At 67.5% G+C, this 17,901-nt stretch carries 17 protein-coding genes; 10 read left to right on the plus strand and 7 right to left on the minus strand.

What is annotated here, in order from left to right:
- Window positions 1-60 precede the first annotated feature (60 nt).
- The 3 genes from ACYVII_RS17135 to ACYVII_RS17145 form a co-directional block, all read right to left on the minus strand.
- Window positions 61-729 (minus strand): transcriptional regulator, encoded by a 669-nt coding sequence (locus tag ACYVII_RS17135; RefSeq protein ID WP_460537354.1) that lies wholly within the window; start codon window positions 727-729, stop codon window positions 61-63.
- Entirely contained in the window at window positions 717-1,868 is a 1,152-nt protein-coding gene (locus tag ACYVII_RS17140) for a sensor histidine kinase (RefSeq protein WP_460537356.1), read from the minus strand. Before ACYVII_RS17140 ends, ACYVII_RS17135 begins: the two co-directional genes overlap by 13 nt.
- Before the next feature lie 87 nt (window positions 1,869-1,955).
- Window positions 1,956-2,936: a LacI family DNA-binding transcriptional regulator gene (locus tag ACYVII_RS17145; protein WP_460537358.1), complete on the minus strand. Its 981-nt coding sequence runs from the start codon at window positions 2,934-2,936 to the stop codon at window positions 1,956-1,958.
- 115 nt (window positions 2,937-3,051) lie between these two features.
- On the opposite strand from ACYVII_RS17145, the gene ACYVII_RS17150 reads away from it, so the two are divergent.
- From ACYVII_RS17150 to ACYVII_RS17170, 5 genes are all read left to right on the plus strand, one after another.
- Window positions 3,052-4,035, plus strand: a complete 984-nt coding sequence (locus tag ACYVII_RS17150; RefSeq protein WP_460537360.1) for a carbohydrate ABC transporter permease — start codon at window positions 3,052-3,054, stop codon at window positions 4,033-4,035.
- Window positions 4,036-4,047: 12 nt separating this feature from the next.
- Entirely contained in the window at window positions 4,048-4,878 is an 831-nt protein-coding gene (locus tag ACYVII_RS17155) for a carbohydrate ABC transporter permease (protein WP_460537362.1), read from the plus strand.
- Entirely contained in the window at window positions 4,875-6,233 is a 1,359-nt protein-coding gene (locus tag ACYVII_RS17160; protein WP_460537364.1) for an ABC transporter substrate-binding protein, read from the plus strand. The genes ACYVII_RS17155 and ACYVII_RS17160 overlap by 4 nt, the downstream gene beginning before the upstream one ends.
- A gap of 58 nt (window positions 6,234-6,291) precedes the next feature.
- Window positions 6,292-7,485, plus strand: a complete 1,194-nt coding sequence (locus ACYVII_RS17165) for a Gfo/Idh/MocA family protein (RefSeq protein ID WP_460537402.1) — start codon at window positions 6,292-6,294, stop codon at window positions 7,483-7,485.
- A 153-nt stretch (window positions 7,486-7,638) separates the two neighbouring features.
- Complete coding sequence (locus tag ACYVII_RS17170) at window positions 7,639-8,616, plus strand: zinc-binding dehydrogenase (RefSeq protein ID WP_460537366.1); 978 nt, start codon at window positions 7,639-7,641, stop codon at window positions 8,614-8,616.
- Between the two features lie 107 nt (window positions 8,617-8,723).
- On the opposite strand, the gene ACYVII_RS17175 is transcribed toward ACYVII_RS17170, so the two are convergent.
- Window positions 8,724-9,008, minus strand: coding sequence for a hypothetical protein (locus ACYVII_RS17175; protein ID WP_460537368.1), 285 nt, complete (start codon window positions 9,006-9,008; stop codon window positions 8,724-8,726).
- A 127-nt stretch (window positions 9,009-9,135) separates the two neighbouring features.
- Between ACYVII_RS17175 and ACYVII_RS17180 the strand changes: the two genes are divergently transcribed.
- Window positions 9,136-9,816 carry a TetR/AcrR family transcriptional regulator gene (locus ACYVII_RS17180; protein ID WP_460537370.1) on the plus strand — a complete coding sequence of 227 codons (681 nt, stop codon included), beginning with the start codon at window positions 9,136-9,138 and terminating at the stop codon, window positions 9,814-9,816.
- 120 nt (window positions 9,817-9,936) lie between these two features.
- Here ACYVII_RS17180 and ACYVII_RS17185 read toward each other — a convergent pair whose 3' ends face one another.
- Together ACYVII_RS17185 and ACYVII_RS17190 are read right to left on the minus strand one after the other, a co-directional pair.
- Window positions 9,937-12,174, minus strand: coding sequence for an adenylyl cyclase (locus ACYVII_RS17185; RefSeq protein WP_460537372.1), 2,238 nt, complete (start codon window positions 12,172-12,174; stop codon window positions 9,937-9,939).
- A 205-nt stretch (window positions 12,175-12,379) separates the two neighbouring features.
- Window positions 12,380-13,261 (minus strand): SDR family oxidoreductase, encoded by an 882-nt coding sequence (locus ACYVII_RS17190; protein WP_460537374.1) that lies wholly within the window; start codon window positions 13,259-13,261, stop codon window positions 12,380-12,382.
- Between the two features lie 114 nt (window positions 13,262-13,375).
- On the opposite strand from ACYVII_RS17190, the gene ACYVII_RS17195 reads away from it, so the two are divergent.
- From ACYVII_RS17195 to ACYVII_RS17210, 4 genes are all read left to right on the plus strand, one after another.
- Window positions 13,376-13,954 carry a TetR/AcrR family transcriptional regulator gene (locus ACYVII_RS17195; RefSeq protein WP_460537376.1) on the plus strand — a complete coding sequence of 193 codons (579 nt, stop codon included), beginning with the start codon at window positions 13,376-13,378 and terminating at the stop codon, window positions 13,952-13,954.
- Between the two features lie 216 nt (window positions 13,955-14,170).
- Complete coding sequence (locus ACYVII_RS17200; protein ID WP_460537378.1) at window positions 14,171-14,620, plus strand: hypothetical protein; 450 nt, start codon at window positions 14,171-14,173, stop codon at window positions 14,618-14,620.
- Between the two features lie 9 nt (window positions 14,621-14,629).
- Entirely contained in the window at window positions 14,630-15,745 is a 1,116-nt protein-coding gene (locus ACYVII_RS17205; RefSeq protein ID WP_460537380.1) for a sensor histidine kinase, read from the plus strand.
- Entirely contained in the window at window positions 15,742-16,380 is a 639-nt protein-coding gene (locus ACYVII_RS17210) for a transcriptional regulator (protein ID WP_460537382.1), read from the plus strand. Before ACYVII_RS17205 ends, ACYVII_RS17210 begins: the two co-directional genes overlap by 4 nt.
- 120 nt (window positions 16,381-16,500) lie before the next feature.
- Here ACYVII_RS17210 and ACYVII_RS17215 read toward each other — a convergent pair whose 3' ends face one another.
- Entirely contained in the window at window positions 16,501-17,877 is a 1,377-nt protein-coding gene (locus tag ACYVII_RS17215; protein WP_460537384.1) for an MFS transporter, read from the minus strand.
- Window positions 17,878-17,901: the final 24 nt, after the last annotated feature.

The raw sequence follows: 17,901 nt of genomic DNA on the forward strand, positions 1-17,901 counted from the left end.
AAGCTACGAAGCGCCGGAGCGGGCCGGGTCCCCCAAAGGTCGACAATCCGGCCTGGGGCTTCAGTCTTCGACGAGCCCCGTGCGATACGCGTAGACGACCGCCTGAACGCGATCGCGCAGCCCGAGCTTGAGCAGGAGGCGCGAGACATACGTCTTGACCGTCTCGCGCGTGACGATGAGCGCGTCGGCGATCTCGGCGTTCGAACGACCGTCCGCGAGAAGCTTGAGCACCTCGAGCTCGCGGTTCGTCAGCCCAGCCGCTGCGCGGGCATCCGAGAGCGGGGGACGGATGCGCGTGCCGAACTCCCCGATCAGCGCACGGGTCGCGGCGGGGTCGATGAGCGCCTCTCCCCTCGCGACCGTGCGCACCGCATCCAGCAGCTTGTCCGGGCGGGCGTCCTTCAAGAGGAACCCGCTCGCGCCGGCGCGCAGCGCCTCGTAGACGTACGAGTCGAGGTTGAACGTGGTCATGATCAGGATGCGCGGAGCATTCTCGACCGAGAGGATGCGTCGCGTCGCTTCGATGCCGTCGAGCCGGGGCATCCGGATGTCGAGAAGCGCGACGTCGGGCCGGTGCTCGTTGACGAGGGCCACCGCCTCGAGACCGTCGGATGCGGTGCCGACGAGTTCGAGATCGGGCTGTGAGCCCAGCACCCGGGAGACGCCCTCGCGGATGAGCGGCTGATCGTCGGCGAGGACGATCCGCGTGCGCGCGTTCACGAGCTCCATCGTGCGCTGACCACGAACGTCGTGCCGGCGACAGAGCCGGCCTCGAATCTGCCCCCGGCGCCTTCGACGCGGCTCGACATTCCGGCCAGCCCACGCCCGGCACCGCCGGAGATCGGTCGGGTGGTCGAAGAGATCGGGTTCGCCACGCGCAGTTCGAGCGGTGTGGTGCGGAGCCGTATCGATACCGTCGCACCACGAGCATGCTTCATCGCGTTGGTCAGCGCTTCACGCACGACGGTCTGCACCGCCGAGCCACGATCGTCGCCCGGCAGCCGAACGTCGGCCGGCGCATCCAGCTCGATCGGATACCCGGCCTTCTTCAGACGGCCGATCATGGCGATGACGTCGCGCTCCGGTGTGAGGACTCCCTCGTCGCGATCGATGGTGTCCGGATCGAGCGTGTCCAGCAGCGTGCGCAGTTCGGTGAGTGCGAGTCTCCCGGTCTCCCCGACCGCGCTGAATACGCGGTCCCGCTCCGCCATGTCATCCGGAAGCAGGTAGGGCGCCGACTCGGACTGCACGACCATGGCGGTCACATGATGCGTGACCACGTCGTGCAGTTCGCGAGCCAGTGCCGCGCGTTGAACCCGAACCGCGTCGTCTGCTGCGCGGGCAAGACGCTCGGCCTGCACGGCATCCCGTCGTCGCATGATCTCTCCGAAGAGCCACGGAAGCAGGAGGACGGCTGCGAACGTGCACCAGTCGAGCACTCGCTCGCGCGACCCGGCCAGGTGAAGAACGAAGCACAGTGCTGCGTACACGACGATCGAGGCGCCGGCCACGATCAACCGCCCGTTCCGCTGATGCGCGGCGACGCTGTACAGGGCGATGAGCAGCGCGAGACCACCCAACCCCGTCGGCGCCCCGGTGATCTCGGCCGCGGCGAACGCCGCGCCTACGACGGCGAGAGTGATGGACGGTGCCACACGGCGGAGTGCGAGTGGAGCGACCTCGATCACGGTCAGCACCGTGGCGACCGGAGCTGGGACTGTCGAAGGCAGGTCACCCAACTGCAGCGCAGGCACGCCGAGAGGCAGCAGTGAGAGAACGAGGAGCAACAGGGCGCCGAGTGAATCACGCACAAGAGGAGCGAGCCGATGCCAGGTCTCCATGGCCCGTCCGGCGGCGCGAGGCAGCATGGCTTCAGGCTAGGACACGGCTTGCACCGTCGGTGGCGCTTCTCGCGTCGTGGGCGGCGACGGACGACTGACGCTGCTGATCGCGGTTCACCCGGTGCTGGCGCCCACGACCAGTTCCGGCACGATGAGCTCGCCGGGCGCATCCGGTTCGCCCGCCACCTCCCGCACGAAGCGCTGCATCACGAGTTCGACGATCGAACGGATGGGCGTGCGAACGGTGGTCAATGACGGTACCAGGTTGCGCCCGATCACGTCGTGGCCGAAGCCCGTGACCGCCAGATCGCGGCCGATGGCCATGTCGCGTTCCGCGGCGGCCTCGTAGATCTGCTCGGCGAGCTGGTCGCCGCTGCACACGACGGCTGTCGCGTCGCCCGAGATCGCGGCGGCTCTCGCCACGCTCGACGGATCGCCGTCGGTGAGAACGGACTGTGGCGGGAGGCCCAGCGCCTTCATCGTGGAGTGGTAGGCATCCGCCCGCTCCTTGTCCCAGTAGTTCATCGGCTCATACCCGAAGTAGACGATTCGGCGGTGGCCGCGCGAAGCGAGGTGTTCGATGGCGAGCCGGATGCCCGCCGCGTTGTCGATGTCGACCCAGGGCTGGCGCTGGCTCGGTTCGGTGCGGCCCATGCACGCGAACGGCGTGCCGTACTCGGTCACCAGCGCAACGCGCGGGTCGTCACTCTTCAGGTTCGAGAACACGAAGCCGTCGACGCGGGCGGAGCGGATCAGATCGCGCATCGCGTCGAGGCTGGGCACCATGAGCAGCACGTGGTAGCCGCGCTTGCCGGCGGCGAAGGTGAGCTCGCGTCCGAAGTCGAGGTTGAACACATCGTCCTTGCCCTCGATGTACTCGTCGAGCGGGAATGCGAGCTGGCCGGTGCGCAGTGATCGCAGGCTGCGCGCGCCGGGATGCACCACGTAGCCGAGCCGGTCTACCACAGCGCGCACGCGCTCCGCCGTCGCGGCGCCGACCCGGCCGGTCCCGTGCACGACGTTCGACACGGTCTGCCGGGAGACACCCGCCGTGCGTGCGACGTCGTCGATGGTCACGCGTCCCGTTCCGGTCATCTCGCCTCCTCCCACGATCTTGGTGCATTCATTGACAGAGACTCGGCGCGTCTGTCACGATGGCACGACGCCCCCATGATCGAACGTTCAACCAGCGCGGTCAACCGGGTGGTCCATGGAAGACGAAGGAGTTGTCGATGGAGACCTCATCATGACCGGGGTGGCGCAAGACGTCCCGGTGAAGGCGCGGCCCGCGCCCGCGAAGAACGTGAGGAACCGTGCGCCCGAGCGCAAGCGGTATCTCGCGGCGTATGGACTACTCGCCCCCAGCCTGTTCGGGGTGGTCGTCTTCCTGCTGATCCCCGTGATCTTCGTGTTCGTGCTGTCGTTCATGAAGTGGAACATGCTGAATGCTCCGGCGTTCGCGGGCTTCAGCAACTACATCGACGCGTTCAAGTACGAGGGTGCGTGGCACGCTCTCGTCGTCACGTTCTGGTACGTGCTGCTGAACATCCCCGCCCAGACGGTGCTCGCCCTCGGCATGGCGATGCTGATGAACCGGAGGGGCAGGTTCACCGCGGTTATCCGCGTGCTGTGCGTGCTCCCCTATCTCGCGATGCCGGTGGCGATGGGCGTGGTCTGGCAGTGGATCTTCGCCCCCAGCACCGGTGTGGTCAACACGCTGCTGCACCTTATCGGCGTCACCGGGCCGAACTGGCTCAACTCACCCGGCTGGGCGATGCCGGTCGTGGCGTTCGCCAACATCTGGCAGTACGTGGGCTACAACATGCTGTTCTTCCTCGCCGGGCTCGCCGCGATTCCGCAGCACGTCTACGAGGCGGCATCCATCGACGGCGCGTCGCCGTGGAAACGCTTCTGGTTCGTCACGCTGCCTCTGCTGCGGCCGACCATGCTCTTCGTCGTGGTGACGGGCGTCATCGGATCGTTCCAGGTCTTCGACACGGTCTACGTGATGACCAACGGAGGCCCCGGCACGTCCACCACGGTGATGAACATCCTCATCTACCAGAACGGGTTCGAGGGATTCCGGTTCGGCACGGCATCCGCGCTCTCGGTCATCCTCTTCCTGATCATCCTGGTCGTCACTCTGGTGCAGTTCAACTACTTCCAGAAGAAGACCGTCTACGAAATGATGTGAGGAGTTCCGACCATGACATTCAACGCCGGACTGCGCAAGACGCTCTACGTCGTCGTGCTGCTCCTCATCGCCGCGGTCTTCCTGACCCCGTACATCTTCTCGATCTTCGCCGCGTTCAAACCGCTGTCGGAGATCCAGTCGGATCGGGCCTGGCAGCTGCCCTCGCACTTCACCTGGGACAACTTCGTCACGATCTTCACCCAGTACCACTTCGCTACCTACCTCGCGAACACGCTCGTCGTGACAGTCATCCTCACCATCGGGCAGGTGGGCTTCTCGCTGCTGGGCGCGTACGCCTTCGCGCGTATCAAGTTCCCCGGCCGCGAGGCGATCTTCTGGGGCTTCCTCGCCATGCTCATGGTGCCGAACGTGGTGACGATGATCCCGCTCTACATCATGATGTCGGGCGCGGGACTCGTGAACACGTACTGGGCGCTGTTCCTGCCGTACGTGTTCGGCACCCCATACACCGTCTTCCTCATGCGGCAGTATCTGCAGACGATCCCGGGCGAGGTGGTCGAAGCCGGACGCCTCGACGGGCTCTCGGAGCTGGGCATCCTGCGTCGCATCATCGTTCCGCTGGCGAAGCCGGTCATCCTGACGGCCACGATCATCGCGGTCATCTTCGGCTGGAACAACTTCCTCTGGCCCCTGATCGCCACCGACTCGAACGACCTGCAGGTGCTCAGCGTCGGGATCGCGAACTTCAACTCGAACTATGCGCAGCAATGGAACCTGGTGCTCGCGGGCTCGCTGGTGGCGCTCATCCCGATGGTGATCCTGTTCGCGATCTTCCAGAAGCACATCGTCAACTCGGTGAACCTGTCGGGAGCGAGCCGATGAAGCGGCGGCAGTTCCTCCAGCTCGCCGGGGCTGCGGCGGGAACCCTTGCGCTGAGCGGATGCTCGGCGGCCGGCTGGGGATTCAGGGGCGACGGCGGTAAGACGGTCGATCTCACGTACGCGCTGTGGGATGCGAACCAGCAGATCGGCCTCACGAAATCGGTCGCCGAGTTCATGAAGCGGAATCCCAACATCCGCGTCACGATCCAGCAGGTGCCGTACGGCAACTACCAGCAGAAGATCACCGAGCAGTACATCTCGGGCAACGCGCCCGACGTGTTCTGGGTGAACACGCCGTGGCTGGCCGATTGGGGACGGGGTGGTGTGCTCACGGATGTCGCCCCGAAGGTGAAGCAGGCCGGCATCGACATGAGCCGGTACTACCCGGCGCTGGTCGACCTGCACACCGACGGCGACCATCTCTGGGGCCTGCCGAAGGACTGGGACACCATCTGCTTCTTCTACAACGCGACCCACCTCGCCAAGTGCGGTTACGCGAAGCCGCCGACAGACCTCGAGTGGAACCCGACGGACGGCGGGAGCTTCCTGCACTTCCTGAAGCGGATCACCCTGGACAAGAACGGTCGCAGCGCGCTCGACGCGGGATTCGACCCGGGGAACATCGCCATGTACGCCACCGCCGCGACGAACAGCTACCAGGACTCGTTCGGCAACTACATGGCGATGAACGGCGGCTCGATGCTGCCTAAGCCGTACGCCACCTCGTCGACGATGAACAGCCCGCAGAACCGTGAGATGTTCAGCTTCATCACCGACATGCTCAGCGCCGCGCACGTCATCGTGCCGGCGGCGCAGACCGGGCCGAACGGGGACTCGACGAACGTGGAGACGCTGTTCGCCTCCGGCCAGATGGCCCTATGGATGACCGGCGACTGGAATACTCTCACCGTGAGCCAGCTCTCCGGCTTCAAGATCGGCGTGATGCCGATGCCATCTGGCCCGAAGGGACGCATCAGCGTCTTCAACGGCCTGATCGACGCGATCGTGAGCAACACGCCGCATCCGAAGGAGGCATGGCAGCTCGTGCAGTGGCTGGGCGGTCCCGAGTCGCAGCGCATCATGGCCGAGGGCGGATACGTGTGGTCGGCGATCAAGGAGCTCGACCCGCTGTTCCTCGCCTACTGGAAGAAGAAGGGCCTGGACATGTCCTGGTTCCTGGATGCCGCGCACGGCAAGACGGTCAACTTCCCGGTGGCCACGGGCATGCAGGAAGCCCTGACCAATGTGACGACCACCCTCGGGCCGGCCTTCCTCGGGCAGGAACCGGTGGCGAGCTCGCTCGCCGCGGCCTCCGAGATCTTCGACTACCGCATCTCGTACGCCAGCAAGAAGTGACGCACTGCGGCTCCGCCGTGCGTTGAGAACCCACGCAATAAAGCAACGAAAGGTGACAATGATCTCCATCGGAATGGTCGGTGCCGGCCAGTTCGCCCCCTCTTTCGCCAAGCTGTTCAAGGCGCATCCGGATGTCGACCGGGTGCTGGTGACGGACATCCTGCCCGGGCGCGCTTCGGAGCTCGTGGAACGCGAGCACCTCGACGGAACGGTCGAAGACTTCGATGCCATGCTGGCCAGCGATGTGGATGCCGTGGCCATCTTCACTCAGCGGTGGACGCACGGACCGCTCGTGGTCGCCGCGCTGAAGGCCGGAAAGCACGTGTACTCCGCGGTGCCGATGGCCATTTCGGCCGAGGAGATCGCGGCGATCATCGACACGGTGAAGCAGACGGGCCTCACCTACATGATGGGCGAGACCAGCTACTACAACCCGGCCACGGTGTTCGCGCGCAAAAAGGTGGCGGAGGGTGCGTTCGGGCGCATCATCTACGCCGAGGGCGACTACGTGCACGACATGGACCTCGGCTTCTACGCCGCCTACCAGTACAGCGGGGGCGAGGGCTGGAAGTCGACGGCCAGTTACCCGCCCATGCTCTATCCGACGCACGCGATCGGCGGGGTGCTCGGCGCGATCCCGGGCCATGCGGTGAGCGTGAGCTGCATCGGCATCGTCGACGACCGGGGCGACGGCGTGTTCGACAAGGAGGTGAGCCAGTTCGACAACGACTTCTCGAACGCGAGCGCGCTGTTCGAACTGGACAACGGCGCGGTGATGCGCACCAACGAGATGCGCCGGGTGGGGTATCCGTCGCAGATCCGCGAGTCCCGGTTCCGCTACTTCGGCACCGAGGCCAGCTTCGAGCAGCTGGCGACGGTGTCGCTCTGGCAGGACAAGTACGAGGTGTTCGACGTCAGCAAGCAGCTCGACACCGAGGCATCCATGTCTCTGGATGACCCGGAGCTCGCCGATGTCGCACCGGAACTGCGGGAGGCGTTCGTCTCCGGCTACGCAGAGGTGCACGACCCGTCGCGGCTGCCCGAGGAGTTCCATGGCCTGCCCAGCGGGCACGAGGGCAGCCATCACTTCCTCGCCGACGACTTCGTGCGGGCCGTGGTGGACGGCACGCTTCCGCCGGTGAACGCGTGGGTCGCGGCTCGCTACACGCTGCCCGGGATCGTCGCGCACGAGTCCGCCCTGAAGGGCGGAGCGCGGCTGCCCATCCCCGACTTCGGCGACGCGCCCGCCTGATCGGCGGCGCCCGTCCTCCTGCTCGGTAGCGCCTGCTGTCTTACGGAATAGTGGACGCCTGTTGCCGTTGTGCCGCGCGACAACGGCGATGGGCGTCCACAATTTGGAGGGAGGACGCCGCAGGCGTCGGTCATCGACAAAGAGGAGCAGCCCATGCGTGCAATCGTCCATCACGAGTTCGGCGACCCCGCGCACGTGCTGGGGGTCGAGGACGTCGCGGTTCCGCAGCCCGGGCCGCGCGAGGTGCGCCTTCGGGTGCTGCTCTCGCCGATCCACAATCACGACCTGTGGACCATCCGTGGCACCTACGGCTACAAGCCCGAGCTGCCGGCCCGCGCGGGCACGGAGGCCGTGGGGATCGTCGACTCACTCGGTGACGAGGTCGAGGGGTTCGAACTCGGGCAACGCGTCGCCACCGGCGGAGCGTTCGGGGCATGGTCGGAGTACGTGATCGCGAAGGCGGGAGCGCTCGTTCCGGTGCCGGGCGGCATCCCCGGCGAGGTCGCGGCGCAGCTCGTCGCGATGCCGTTCAGCGCCATCTCGCTGGTGGACTTCCTCGGCGTGCGAGAGGGAGACGTCATCCTGCAGAACGCGGCGAACGGCGCGGTCGGGCGGCTCGTCGCGCAGATCGGGGCGAGTCGGGGCATCCGCGTGATCGGCGTCGTGCGCCGGCACGCGGAGGTCGCCGCGCTCGCGGATGCCGGAATCTCGGATGCCGTCGCCGCCGACGACCCGACGTGGCGCGACCGGGTGCGACAGCTCGCCGGCGATCAGCCGATCGTCGCCGCGGTGGATTCCGTCGGCGGCACGGCATCGGGCGATCTACTCGACCTGCTCGGCGAAAGCGGAACGCTGGTGTCGTTCGGGGCGATGGCCTCCGACCGCATGGAGTTGTCGTCGGGCGCGGTCATCTTCAAGCAGGCGGTGATCAAAGGGTTCTGGGGCAGCAAGGTGTCGGCCGCGATGTCGGCGGAGACCAAACGTGCGCTGTTCGCCGAGCTGTTCGGGCTGATCGGCGACGGGCGGCTGACCCTGCCCGTGGACAGCGTGCACGCTCTCGACGACGTGCGTGCCGCCGTGGCCGCGAGCATGCGCGCCGGCCGGGTCGGCAAGGTGCTGCTGCGGCCCTGACACCGCCGAGAGTGCGCCGTTTGTGTCGCCGAGGGTGCGCGTTTGTGTCGCCGAGGGTGCGCTTTTGTCTTGCCGAGGGTGCACGCTTGTGTGGCCGGGGGTGCGCTTCAGCCCGCGGCGAGTTGGAGTTCTCTGGCGCGTCGTGCCTGCACGGCGGCCGTCCATCGGCCGTCGGGCTGGGCGAGCCAGCTCCCGTCAGGCGTGAAGTCGAGGTCGAGCGGCGCCAGGAGCGCGGCGTCCCAGCCGAGGGCCTCGGGACTGAGCGCATCCGGATGGTCGAAGTCGACGAAGAAGAGCACGGGCGTGCCGCGCTCGCTGAGGAGCGTGAGGTTCCATTGCGTGTTGCCGAGGTCGTACGTTGCTTCCATGGCAACGACGGATGCCCAGTTCATGGTTCGCCCTTCCGTTCTCCCGTATAGCCTGTGCGGTAGCTTACTTACACGTCAGTAAGTTATGGCATCCGAGAATACTCATAGTCGGCAAACAGCCGCGGATCGGCGACATGACCGAGGAGCCCAGGTGACCGCATCCACGATGCGCGACGAGTCGCGCGGCAAGTCGAAGGCACGAGCGGGGACGGCGGCACGTCGCGAGGCGGTGCTCGAGGCCGCGATGAGCGTGTTCGGCGAACGCGGCTACAACAAGGCCGCGCTGACCGAGGTGGCGGAACGCGCAGGAATGACGCACGCCGGCGTGCTGCACCACTTCGGCAGCAAGGAGCGCCTGCTGGTGGCGGTGCTGCAGTACCGCGACGGAGACGAAGTCGACGGGATCGCCGCCCGCGCGCAAGTAGACGGGCCGGCGTTCGTCGGCCACATCCTCGACACCGTCGAGGCCAACACCGAGCGCCGCGGCGTCGTACAGGCGTATGCCGTGCTGTCCGCGGAGTCGGTCACCGAGGGGCATCCTGCACAGGAGTACTTCCGCGGCAGGATCGCCGCACTGCGCGAGAAGCTGATGCGCGTTCTGCGCGAGTTCGCGGCCCACGACGTGACCGACGACGAACTGCTGCGTGCGGCCAACTCGCTGATCGCGGTGATGGACGGGCTGCAGGTGCAGTGGCTGCTCGATCCGGATGCTGTGGACATGCGGGCCACCGTCGAGATGGTGATGAACGAGATCGTCGACAGGCTGGCATCCGGTACTCCTGCACCGGATGCCCGTGCTCGTGCCGCGCTGCTGGAGGCCAGGGGCGACTGAGCCGGCCGACGCCAGGCGTCGCCGACACTACGGATGCGCCGCCGACACTATGGATGCGCCGCCGAGACTACGGCCGTTCGCCCAAGTCTCGGTGTGGCATCCATAGTGTCGACGTGCCCGCTAGCCGACCACGCGCCCGCGCCAGGTGCCGACCGCCTCGACGTCGCCCGCGGCATCCGTCGCGGTGACCGAGACTGTGTGCGACCCCTTGCCGAGCTTGATCGACCCGGTCACCGTGACGGGAGTGCGGCCGTCGATGTTCGCGGTGAGCACCGCGGACGTGTCACCGGTCGTGCCGATCACCAACGTGACGGACCCGCCCTTGTAGAAGCCCGCACCGTTGGGCTGAGCGCCAGGCGTGGCGAAGGTGACCGTTGTCACGGGTGTGCCCGCCGACGGGTAGTCCACGATGTAGGCGGTGTGTCCGGTTGGTGCGGTCGCCGACACGGTGTCGCCGGTGCTGTTGATGCCGTGCACGATGCCGCCGCCGCCGTTCAGGAATTGCGTGACCACGTGGTGGAACGCCACGTTCGGGTTCACCGGTGCCTGGATGGCGGACTGGGCGAACACGTTCTGATCGACGCCGCCGGCCTCGCGGGTCGGGTCGAAGAACGAGTAGATGCCGAGCCCATATGCGTGGTGGCTCGTCACCGTGTCGGCGACCTGGTATGAGGCGTAGCCGTCGCGGGTGCCGTCCATCCACGCGGATTGGGTGGGCGGATCGTAGGGCAGCTCGCTCTGGTAGAAGACCGTGGTGCCGTCGTTCCCGTTCCACACCGTTTGCGCCTGCTGGTAGTGCTCGACGAACAGCCCGTTCGCCTCCACGTGGTCGCCGTTGACGACGAGGCCGTGCTGGCCGGTGTTCAGCGTCCAGCCCACGCCCGTCCCGTGGTCCGCGCGCCACGACCAGATGTCGTCGAGCAGTACGTTGCTGCTGTTCACGACGATCGCGGTGTCCACGCTGCCTGGCTGGGCCCCGCCGATGCGCACGAACACATCGCTCAACGTTGTCGGATCGCTCGGGTCGCTTACCCGGGCGCCGTCCGGCCCGACCTGCACAAGCACCTTGCTGGTTTCGGCGCCGGCGTCGATGGTGAGTCCCGACACCTTGACGCCCTTCACGTCGCCGATCTCGATGGCGGCGTTGCCGTGCGTGGGCGTCAGCGTCGCCTCGCCCTGCCCGAGGATGACCGTGTCCGCTCGCCGCACCCGCAGCGCCTCATCAAGGTTGTAGACGCCGGGCGTGACGATGAGGTTCTTACCGGATGCCAGTTGCGCGTTGATGCGTGCCGCGGAGTCACCCGGGTGTGCGATGTAGAACGCGCTCATCGGCAGGGACGCGCCGGCCGAGGCATCCGTCGACCAGGACACGCCCGAGGCGTTCTTCTGCGCCTTCGGCACGAACACCCGGTACTGGCCCTGGTCCACGTAGAGGAACGGGGCCTGCCGGCTCTCCGGTGTGGAGCCCAGCGTGGTGTACGGCGGGTTCGGATACGCGGCGTCGCCCGGGGCGCCGGTCACGCCGGAGAACACCTGGTTCCACACCCCGTTCGACCAGGAGCCGACCGAGGTGTTCTCGGTGTACCACTGCTGCTGTGAGCCGTTCGTCACGAGCCCGTCGACGTTCGAGTCGGAGAGGAACCCGCCGCTCGCGTAGGCGCCGAAGCGGCCCATCAGGGTCAGGTTGCCGGCGATGTCGACGCGCCGCAGAGGGGCGGCCTGCGACACCGACCAGCGCATGGTGTGCGGGTCGGTGATGCCTTCCGGGTACTGGCGCGCGGCATCCTCGCCGAGGGGCTCCTGGATCGGATTGATCTTGACGTTGCTCAAGCTTCGCCAGAAGTTGTCGAGCGAGCCGGGGCTCTGACCCTCCCACGGTGCCGTCGGATTCGACTGGACGGGCTCGACGTGCAGGGCCCCGTTGATCGTGACGTCGTCGGGCGAACCGCCGAGACCCGCGACCGACTCGTAGAAGCCCACGTTGGCGTTGATGATGTTCGTCGCCTGATCGGGGCCGGAGTTGTTGGTGTTGGTGCCGCATCCGTACGTGCCTGGCAGGAAGTACACCTGGTACCGGTTCGACGAGAACTCTTGCTCGTTCGACACGGCCGCGAGCTTCGCGTTGATCGTGTCGTTGCTCATGCTCGGATCGAGGATGACCACGTTCGGTCCGAAGTCCGGCGCGGCCGGTGCGCGGTAGGAGGGGTCGGGCTGGCAGCCCGCCGTGGAGCCATCGGCGGGAGACGCGGCGGATGCCGGCACGGCGCCCAGCAGGCCGAGCCCGCCTAGCGCGAGTGCCGACGAGGCGAGAACGGTCGCTCCCGCCAGGATGCGACGGGAGGGTGCGGAACGACTCATCTGGTTCTCCTTCTTGCCGAGCCGCCTGCGCGCGGATCTCAGGCGGCGGTGCCTGAAAACGGGTGGAGCATGTCCCTGGTGGACTGGTCACTTACTGACTGGAAAGTAACCCTGCCACTGACCGCGTTCCTGCGCCACCCTTTCGAGGAGACGAACCCGCACCCTCGCTCGGCTTTGGGTGCGCGAGAGTGCGGGTTCTTCGCGGTCAGGGCTGGATGTTCTCCAGGTCCTCGAGCAGGCTCGGGTGGGTCGGCTCCCAGCCGAGCAACTCCCGGGTGCGTGCGCTCGACGACGGCTGGTCCGTCGCGAAGATCGGGCCGAGCGGGCCGTACGTCTCCTCGGGAACCTGCTGCACCGGCAGGCCGAGCCGCCGACCGATCACCGCGGCGATGTCGCGCACCGCGTCGCCCTCGTCGGCCACCGCGTGCCAGGCGGTCCCGGCATCCGCCCGCTCGAGAGCCAGCCGGAACAGCACGGCGGCATCCAGGGCGTGCACGGCCGGCCAGCGCTGAGAGCCGTCTCCCGGGTAACCGGAGACGCCGGTTTGGCGCGCGATCTGGGTGAGCAGTCCGGCGAAGCCGCCGGTGCCGTTGTTGTGGACGGTGCGCGGCAGACGGACGGCACTGCTGCGCACACCGCGATCGGCCAGCGCGAGCGCGGCCGCGACGGACTTGCTTCGGCCGCCGACAGGCCCACCGGTGGGTATCGGGTCGCTCTCGGTCGACGCACGTCCGGGCTCGGCCGGCGTTCCCGAGACCTTGACGAACGGACGATCGGTGCCGGCAAGTTCTTCGCCTATCACCGCGCTCGCGGCGGTCTCTTCCGCGATCGCTCGCTCGAGTGCTTCCTGGCCGCTGAAGTCATTGGCGAAGGCGAGGTGGATGACGCCGTCGGACTGGGCGACACCGGCACGGATGACGTCGAGCGCGGCCAGGTCGCCGCGCAGGGTCGTGGCGCCGGCCTCCTCGAGAGCGCGAGCGGAGGCATCCGAACGTGCGAGCGCCAGAACAGTGTGCCCGTGCTCGAGCAGTTCCGCGACGACGGCCGAGCCGACCAAGCCGGTGCCGCCGGTGATGAAGACGTGCATGTGATCTCCCTGGTGAGTAGTGGATGTGGGGACCTCGGTCCACAAGTGATGGGACCGATGTCTCATCACTGTACACCTGTGATGAGACAAAAGTCCCGTCAGTACACTGGATGCATGGCTCGATGGGAACCCGGTGCGCGCGATCGCCTCGTCGTCGCGGCCGTCGAGCTGTTCAGCGAGAAGGGCTACGACGAGACCACCGTTGCCCAGATCGCCGAGCGCGCTGGGCTCACGAAGAGCACGTTCTTCAGATACTTTCCCGACAAGCGCGAGCTCCTGGTCGCCGGGCAGGAGACCCTCGGGACACTGCTCGCGGAGGGCATAGCCGGCGCGCCCTCGGATGCCACGCCATTGCAGGCCGTCGCTGCAGGTCTCAAGGCGGTCTCTGGCGTCATGAGCCCGATCAACCGTGAGCTCTGGCCGCGGATGAAGGCGGCCATCGCAGCCAGCAGCGAGTTGCAGGAACGGGACGCACTGAAGAGCGTCGGCCTCGCGGCATCCATGACGACCGCACTCGTCGCTCGCGGAGTACCGGACCCGACGGCCCACCTTGCGGCCGAGCTCGGTCTGCTCGCGTTCAAGCGCGGATATGCCGACTGGACGGAGGCCGACCGCGAGTCCGATCACGACCTCGCGTACTACACGTCGCGCGCTCTGGGCGAGCTGCGAGCGGCCACAGCTTCGCTGGGCTGAGCGAAGCCGGGCCTGGGTGGCGACTGCGAAGCCGGACCTGGCCGGCGACCACGAAGCCGCCCGTGGCCGACGCTGTCGTAGCGGGCGTTCCGCCGCCGGCAGTCGCGACAGGCGATAAGCCAAGAGACAACAGCGGTGACCACGATCAACCGATCGGTGGCGCAGCCTGACCGTTCGGTTGATCCGGCCGGACCCGAGGCTCGCGACGCTGGAGTCATGACAAACACCGACTCCCTCCCGTTCCGCATCGACATTCCGGCGCTCCGGCGCGCGGCGTTCCGTCCTGTGCTTCGCCTGTTCACCGGCTTCCTCGTCGTCAGCGCCGCGATGATCGCCGTGCTCGTCGCGATGAGCGTGGGTGGCGCATCCATCGAAAGCGCCATCTGGATCCGCTGCTCGCTCGTGCTCGCCAGCGCCGTGGTGCTGCTGCTCATCGGGGCATCCGCCGCACGCGGCTCGCGCGCCGCGTGGATCCGGCTGCGCATCATCACGCCGATCGTGGTCATCGCGGTCATCGTGATCGTCTCGATCCCCGGATTCCTCCCCGACTGGGTGCGCGTGGAGCAGGCGGTCTGCGGGCTTCTCGTGCTGCCTGCGGTCATCATCGTCAACCTCCCTCGCATGGGACGCCTCTTCCCCAAAGCCGTGGCAACGGCCACGGCATAGGGTCGATACGTGGTCGACCCGCGTTGGCGCACCGTTCTCACCTACGCGCCCTACCTCGTGCTGGGGATGCTGGCAGCATTCGCCCTCGGCACCGAATGGGGCGCACGGGCGCGCCTCGTGCCCGTGCTCGTGCTGTGTGCTGCGTACGGCGTCTGGGTGCTCGTGATGCGCAACCTGCCGTTCCGCTGGCGGGATCGGCCGGTGGCCATAGCGGTATTCGTGGCGGGCGCCATCCTGCTGAACCTGGCGCTCGTGCTTCTCCAGGGGTACTTCGGGTTCCTCACGATCGCGACGTTCACCTTCGCCTACTCGCTCGTCGAATGGCCGTGGGAGCTTCTGCCGGTAGGCGGCACAGCCGTCGTGGCGGGCCTGGCCCAGAGCTCGAGCTTCGGGGCTGACACGCTCGGCCTGATCGGCCGGGTCGTCGTCGTGGCGATCAACATCGTCATCATGTGCGGGCTCTCCTGGGGTCTGCTCATCGCGCAGCGACAGGACGAGCGTGCCGCCACGGCAGCCGAGCGAGCGAGGCTGGCGCGCGAGATCCACGACACGCTCGCGCAGAAGTTCGCCGGGATCGTGACGCAGCTTCAGGCGGCCGAACAGGCACCGGATGACGCGACACGCCTCCGCCACTCGGATGCCGCGATCGAGCTCGCCAGGGACGGCCTCGCGGAGGCACGACGCTCGGTGCAGGCGCTCCGCCCGGCCGCGCTCGACGCGATGCGATTGCACGACGCCCTCCGCAACGTGGCCGCGAGCTGGTCGGCGCGCACAGGCATCCCCGTCGACTTCGGCGTCTCGGGCGACAGCCGAACTCTGTCGACGGATGCCGAGGTCGCGTTGCTCAGAGCGGCGCAGGAGGCGCTCGCGAACGTCGAACGGCACGCTCAGGCGCACCGCGTGGCGCTGACCGTTCGATCGGACCGCTCGGGAACTCGCCTGGAGGTGCGCGACGACGGTTGCGGTTTCGATCCGGCGGAACGACACGGGCGGGCCGCCCGTACCGAGGAAGGCGGGTATGGTCTGGTGGCGATGCGGGAACGGATCGAATCCGTGGCCGGCGCCCTGACCGTCGAATCGAGGCCGGGACACGGCACGGCGGTGCGTGCGGAGGTGCCGGCGTGAGCGAAGCGACGCCCATCCGGCTGATGGTGGCCGACGATCACCCCGTGGTGCGCGACGGGATCGTCGGCATGGTGGCGTCCGCTCCCGATGTCGAGGTCGTGGGTGAGGCATCCGACGGCGCCCAGGCCGTCTCGCTCGCGCGGGTGCTCGACCCTGACGTCGTGCTGATGGACCTACGGATGCCAGGCACCGACGGTGTCGCCGCGACCCGCGAGTTCGCGCGGCTGGGCATCCGGGCCAGGGTCGTCATCCTCACGACGTTCGACTCCGACGCCGACGTGCTGCCGGCGATAGAGGCGGGAGCGACCGGGTATCTGCTGAAGGATGCGCCGCGCGACGACCTGCTGCGGGCCATCCGTGCCGCCGCTGCCGGCGAGGCGGTTCTTGCGCCGTCCGTCGCCTCTCGCTTGATGGGCAGGGTGCGCGCACCGGAGGCGAACGCGCTGAGCCCGCGGGAGCTGGAGGTGCTCGCCCTCGTCGCCGACGGAGCCACGAACCGCGCGGTCGGCGCCCGCATGCACCTCAGCGAGGCCACGGTGAAGACGCACCTGCTGAGCATCTACGCCAAGCTCGGCGTCGGCGATCGCGCCGCCGCCGTGGCCGAAGGCTTCCGGCGCGGACTGCTCACCGGGTAGCCCGAACGTGCGTAGGCAGCCGTGGTCGAAACGGTGGGCCTGCTCGCAACGCGCTCTGCTGCGACGGTGACACCGCCGCGTGAACGCCGCCGAGTGCGACGGCGAAACGTCGAGCGCGAGCTACTTCTCGCCGACGAGCTCGGTCTGGATCTGCTCCAGGGAGCGTCCCTTCGTCTCCGGAACCCGGAACATGAAGAACAGGAACGCGGCGATGCCGATCGCCGTGTAGACGAAGAACGTGCCCTGCCGGGTGATCACCATGTTCAACGTGAGGAACGAGCCCGCGACCACGAAGTTCGCCGCCCAGTTCGTCATGGTGGAGACCGACATGGCCTTGCTGCGCAGCCCGCTCGGGAAGATCTCGGAGATCATCAGCCAGAAGACCGGCCCGAGGCCGATCGCGAACGCCGCGATGTAGACGATGAGGCAGATCAGCGCCAGCCAGCCGGCCGTGTGCTGCAGCGTCGGGATGGCGAAGTAGATGCCCAGCACCGCGAGCGACACGGTCAGCCCGATGGTGCCGATGAGCAGTAGCGCGCGGCGCCCGACACGGTCGAGCAGCAGCACCGCCACGATCGTGAAGACCACGTTCGTGAAGCCCACGAACACCGTCTGCCCGATCGAGCTGCTGGCCGAGAGTCCGGTGTCGGAAAGGATGGTCGGGGCGTAGTAGATCACCGTGTTGACGCCGACGAACTGCTGCGCAATCGCGAGCCCCAGCCCGATCAGGATGAGCGGACGAACCTTCGGACCGAAGAGGTCCTTCACCTTGCTGCCGGCCTCGCGCTCGTTCGCCTCCCTGATCTCCTTCAGCTCGCCGTCGACATCCGCCTTCGCGTCGCCCTCGCGCAGCTTCTCCAGCACCTTTCGTGCGTCGTCCTCGCGGCCCACCTGCGCGAGCCAGCGCGGGGTGTGCGGCACGGTGAGCATGCCGATCGCGAGGGCTGCGCCCGGGAGCGCGGCGATTCCGAGCATCCATCGCCAGTTGCCCGGAAAGCCCTGGAACGCGAAGTTGACCAGGTAGGCGATGAGGATGCCCGACGTGATCGCGAGCTGGTTGAACGAGACGAGCCCGCCGCGCACGCGGGGCGGGGCGACCTCGGAGATATACAGCGGGGAGACGAACGATGCCGTGCCCACCGAGACACCGAGCAGGAACCGGAACCCGATGAGCATCGGCACCGAGATCGACAGCGCGCACCCGAGCGCCGCGATGAAGTAGACGCAGCCGGAGATCACCTTCGTCCACTTGCGGCTGATCTTGTCGGCGAGGTAGCCAGAGATCAGCGCGCCGACGATGGCGCCGAGCAGCAGCACCGAGACGATCCACTCCTGCGCGGCGGCGTTGGCGTGCAGATCCTTCTTGATGAACAGGAGCGCGCCCGAGATGACACCGGTGTCGTATCCGAACAGCAGTCCGCCGATTGCCGCGATGATCGCGGCCCTGATGATGAGACCGTTGGCGCTCGATCGCACCTCTGAGATGAAGCCAGCCATGGCATCCAGCAAGCCGCGTGGCGA

The organism is Humibacter ginsengiterrae (genome assembly GCF_054780115.1).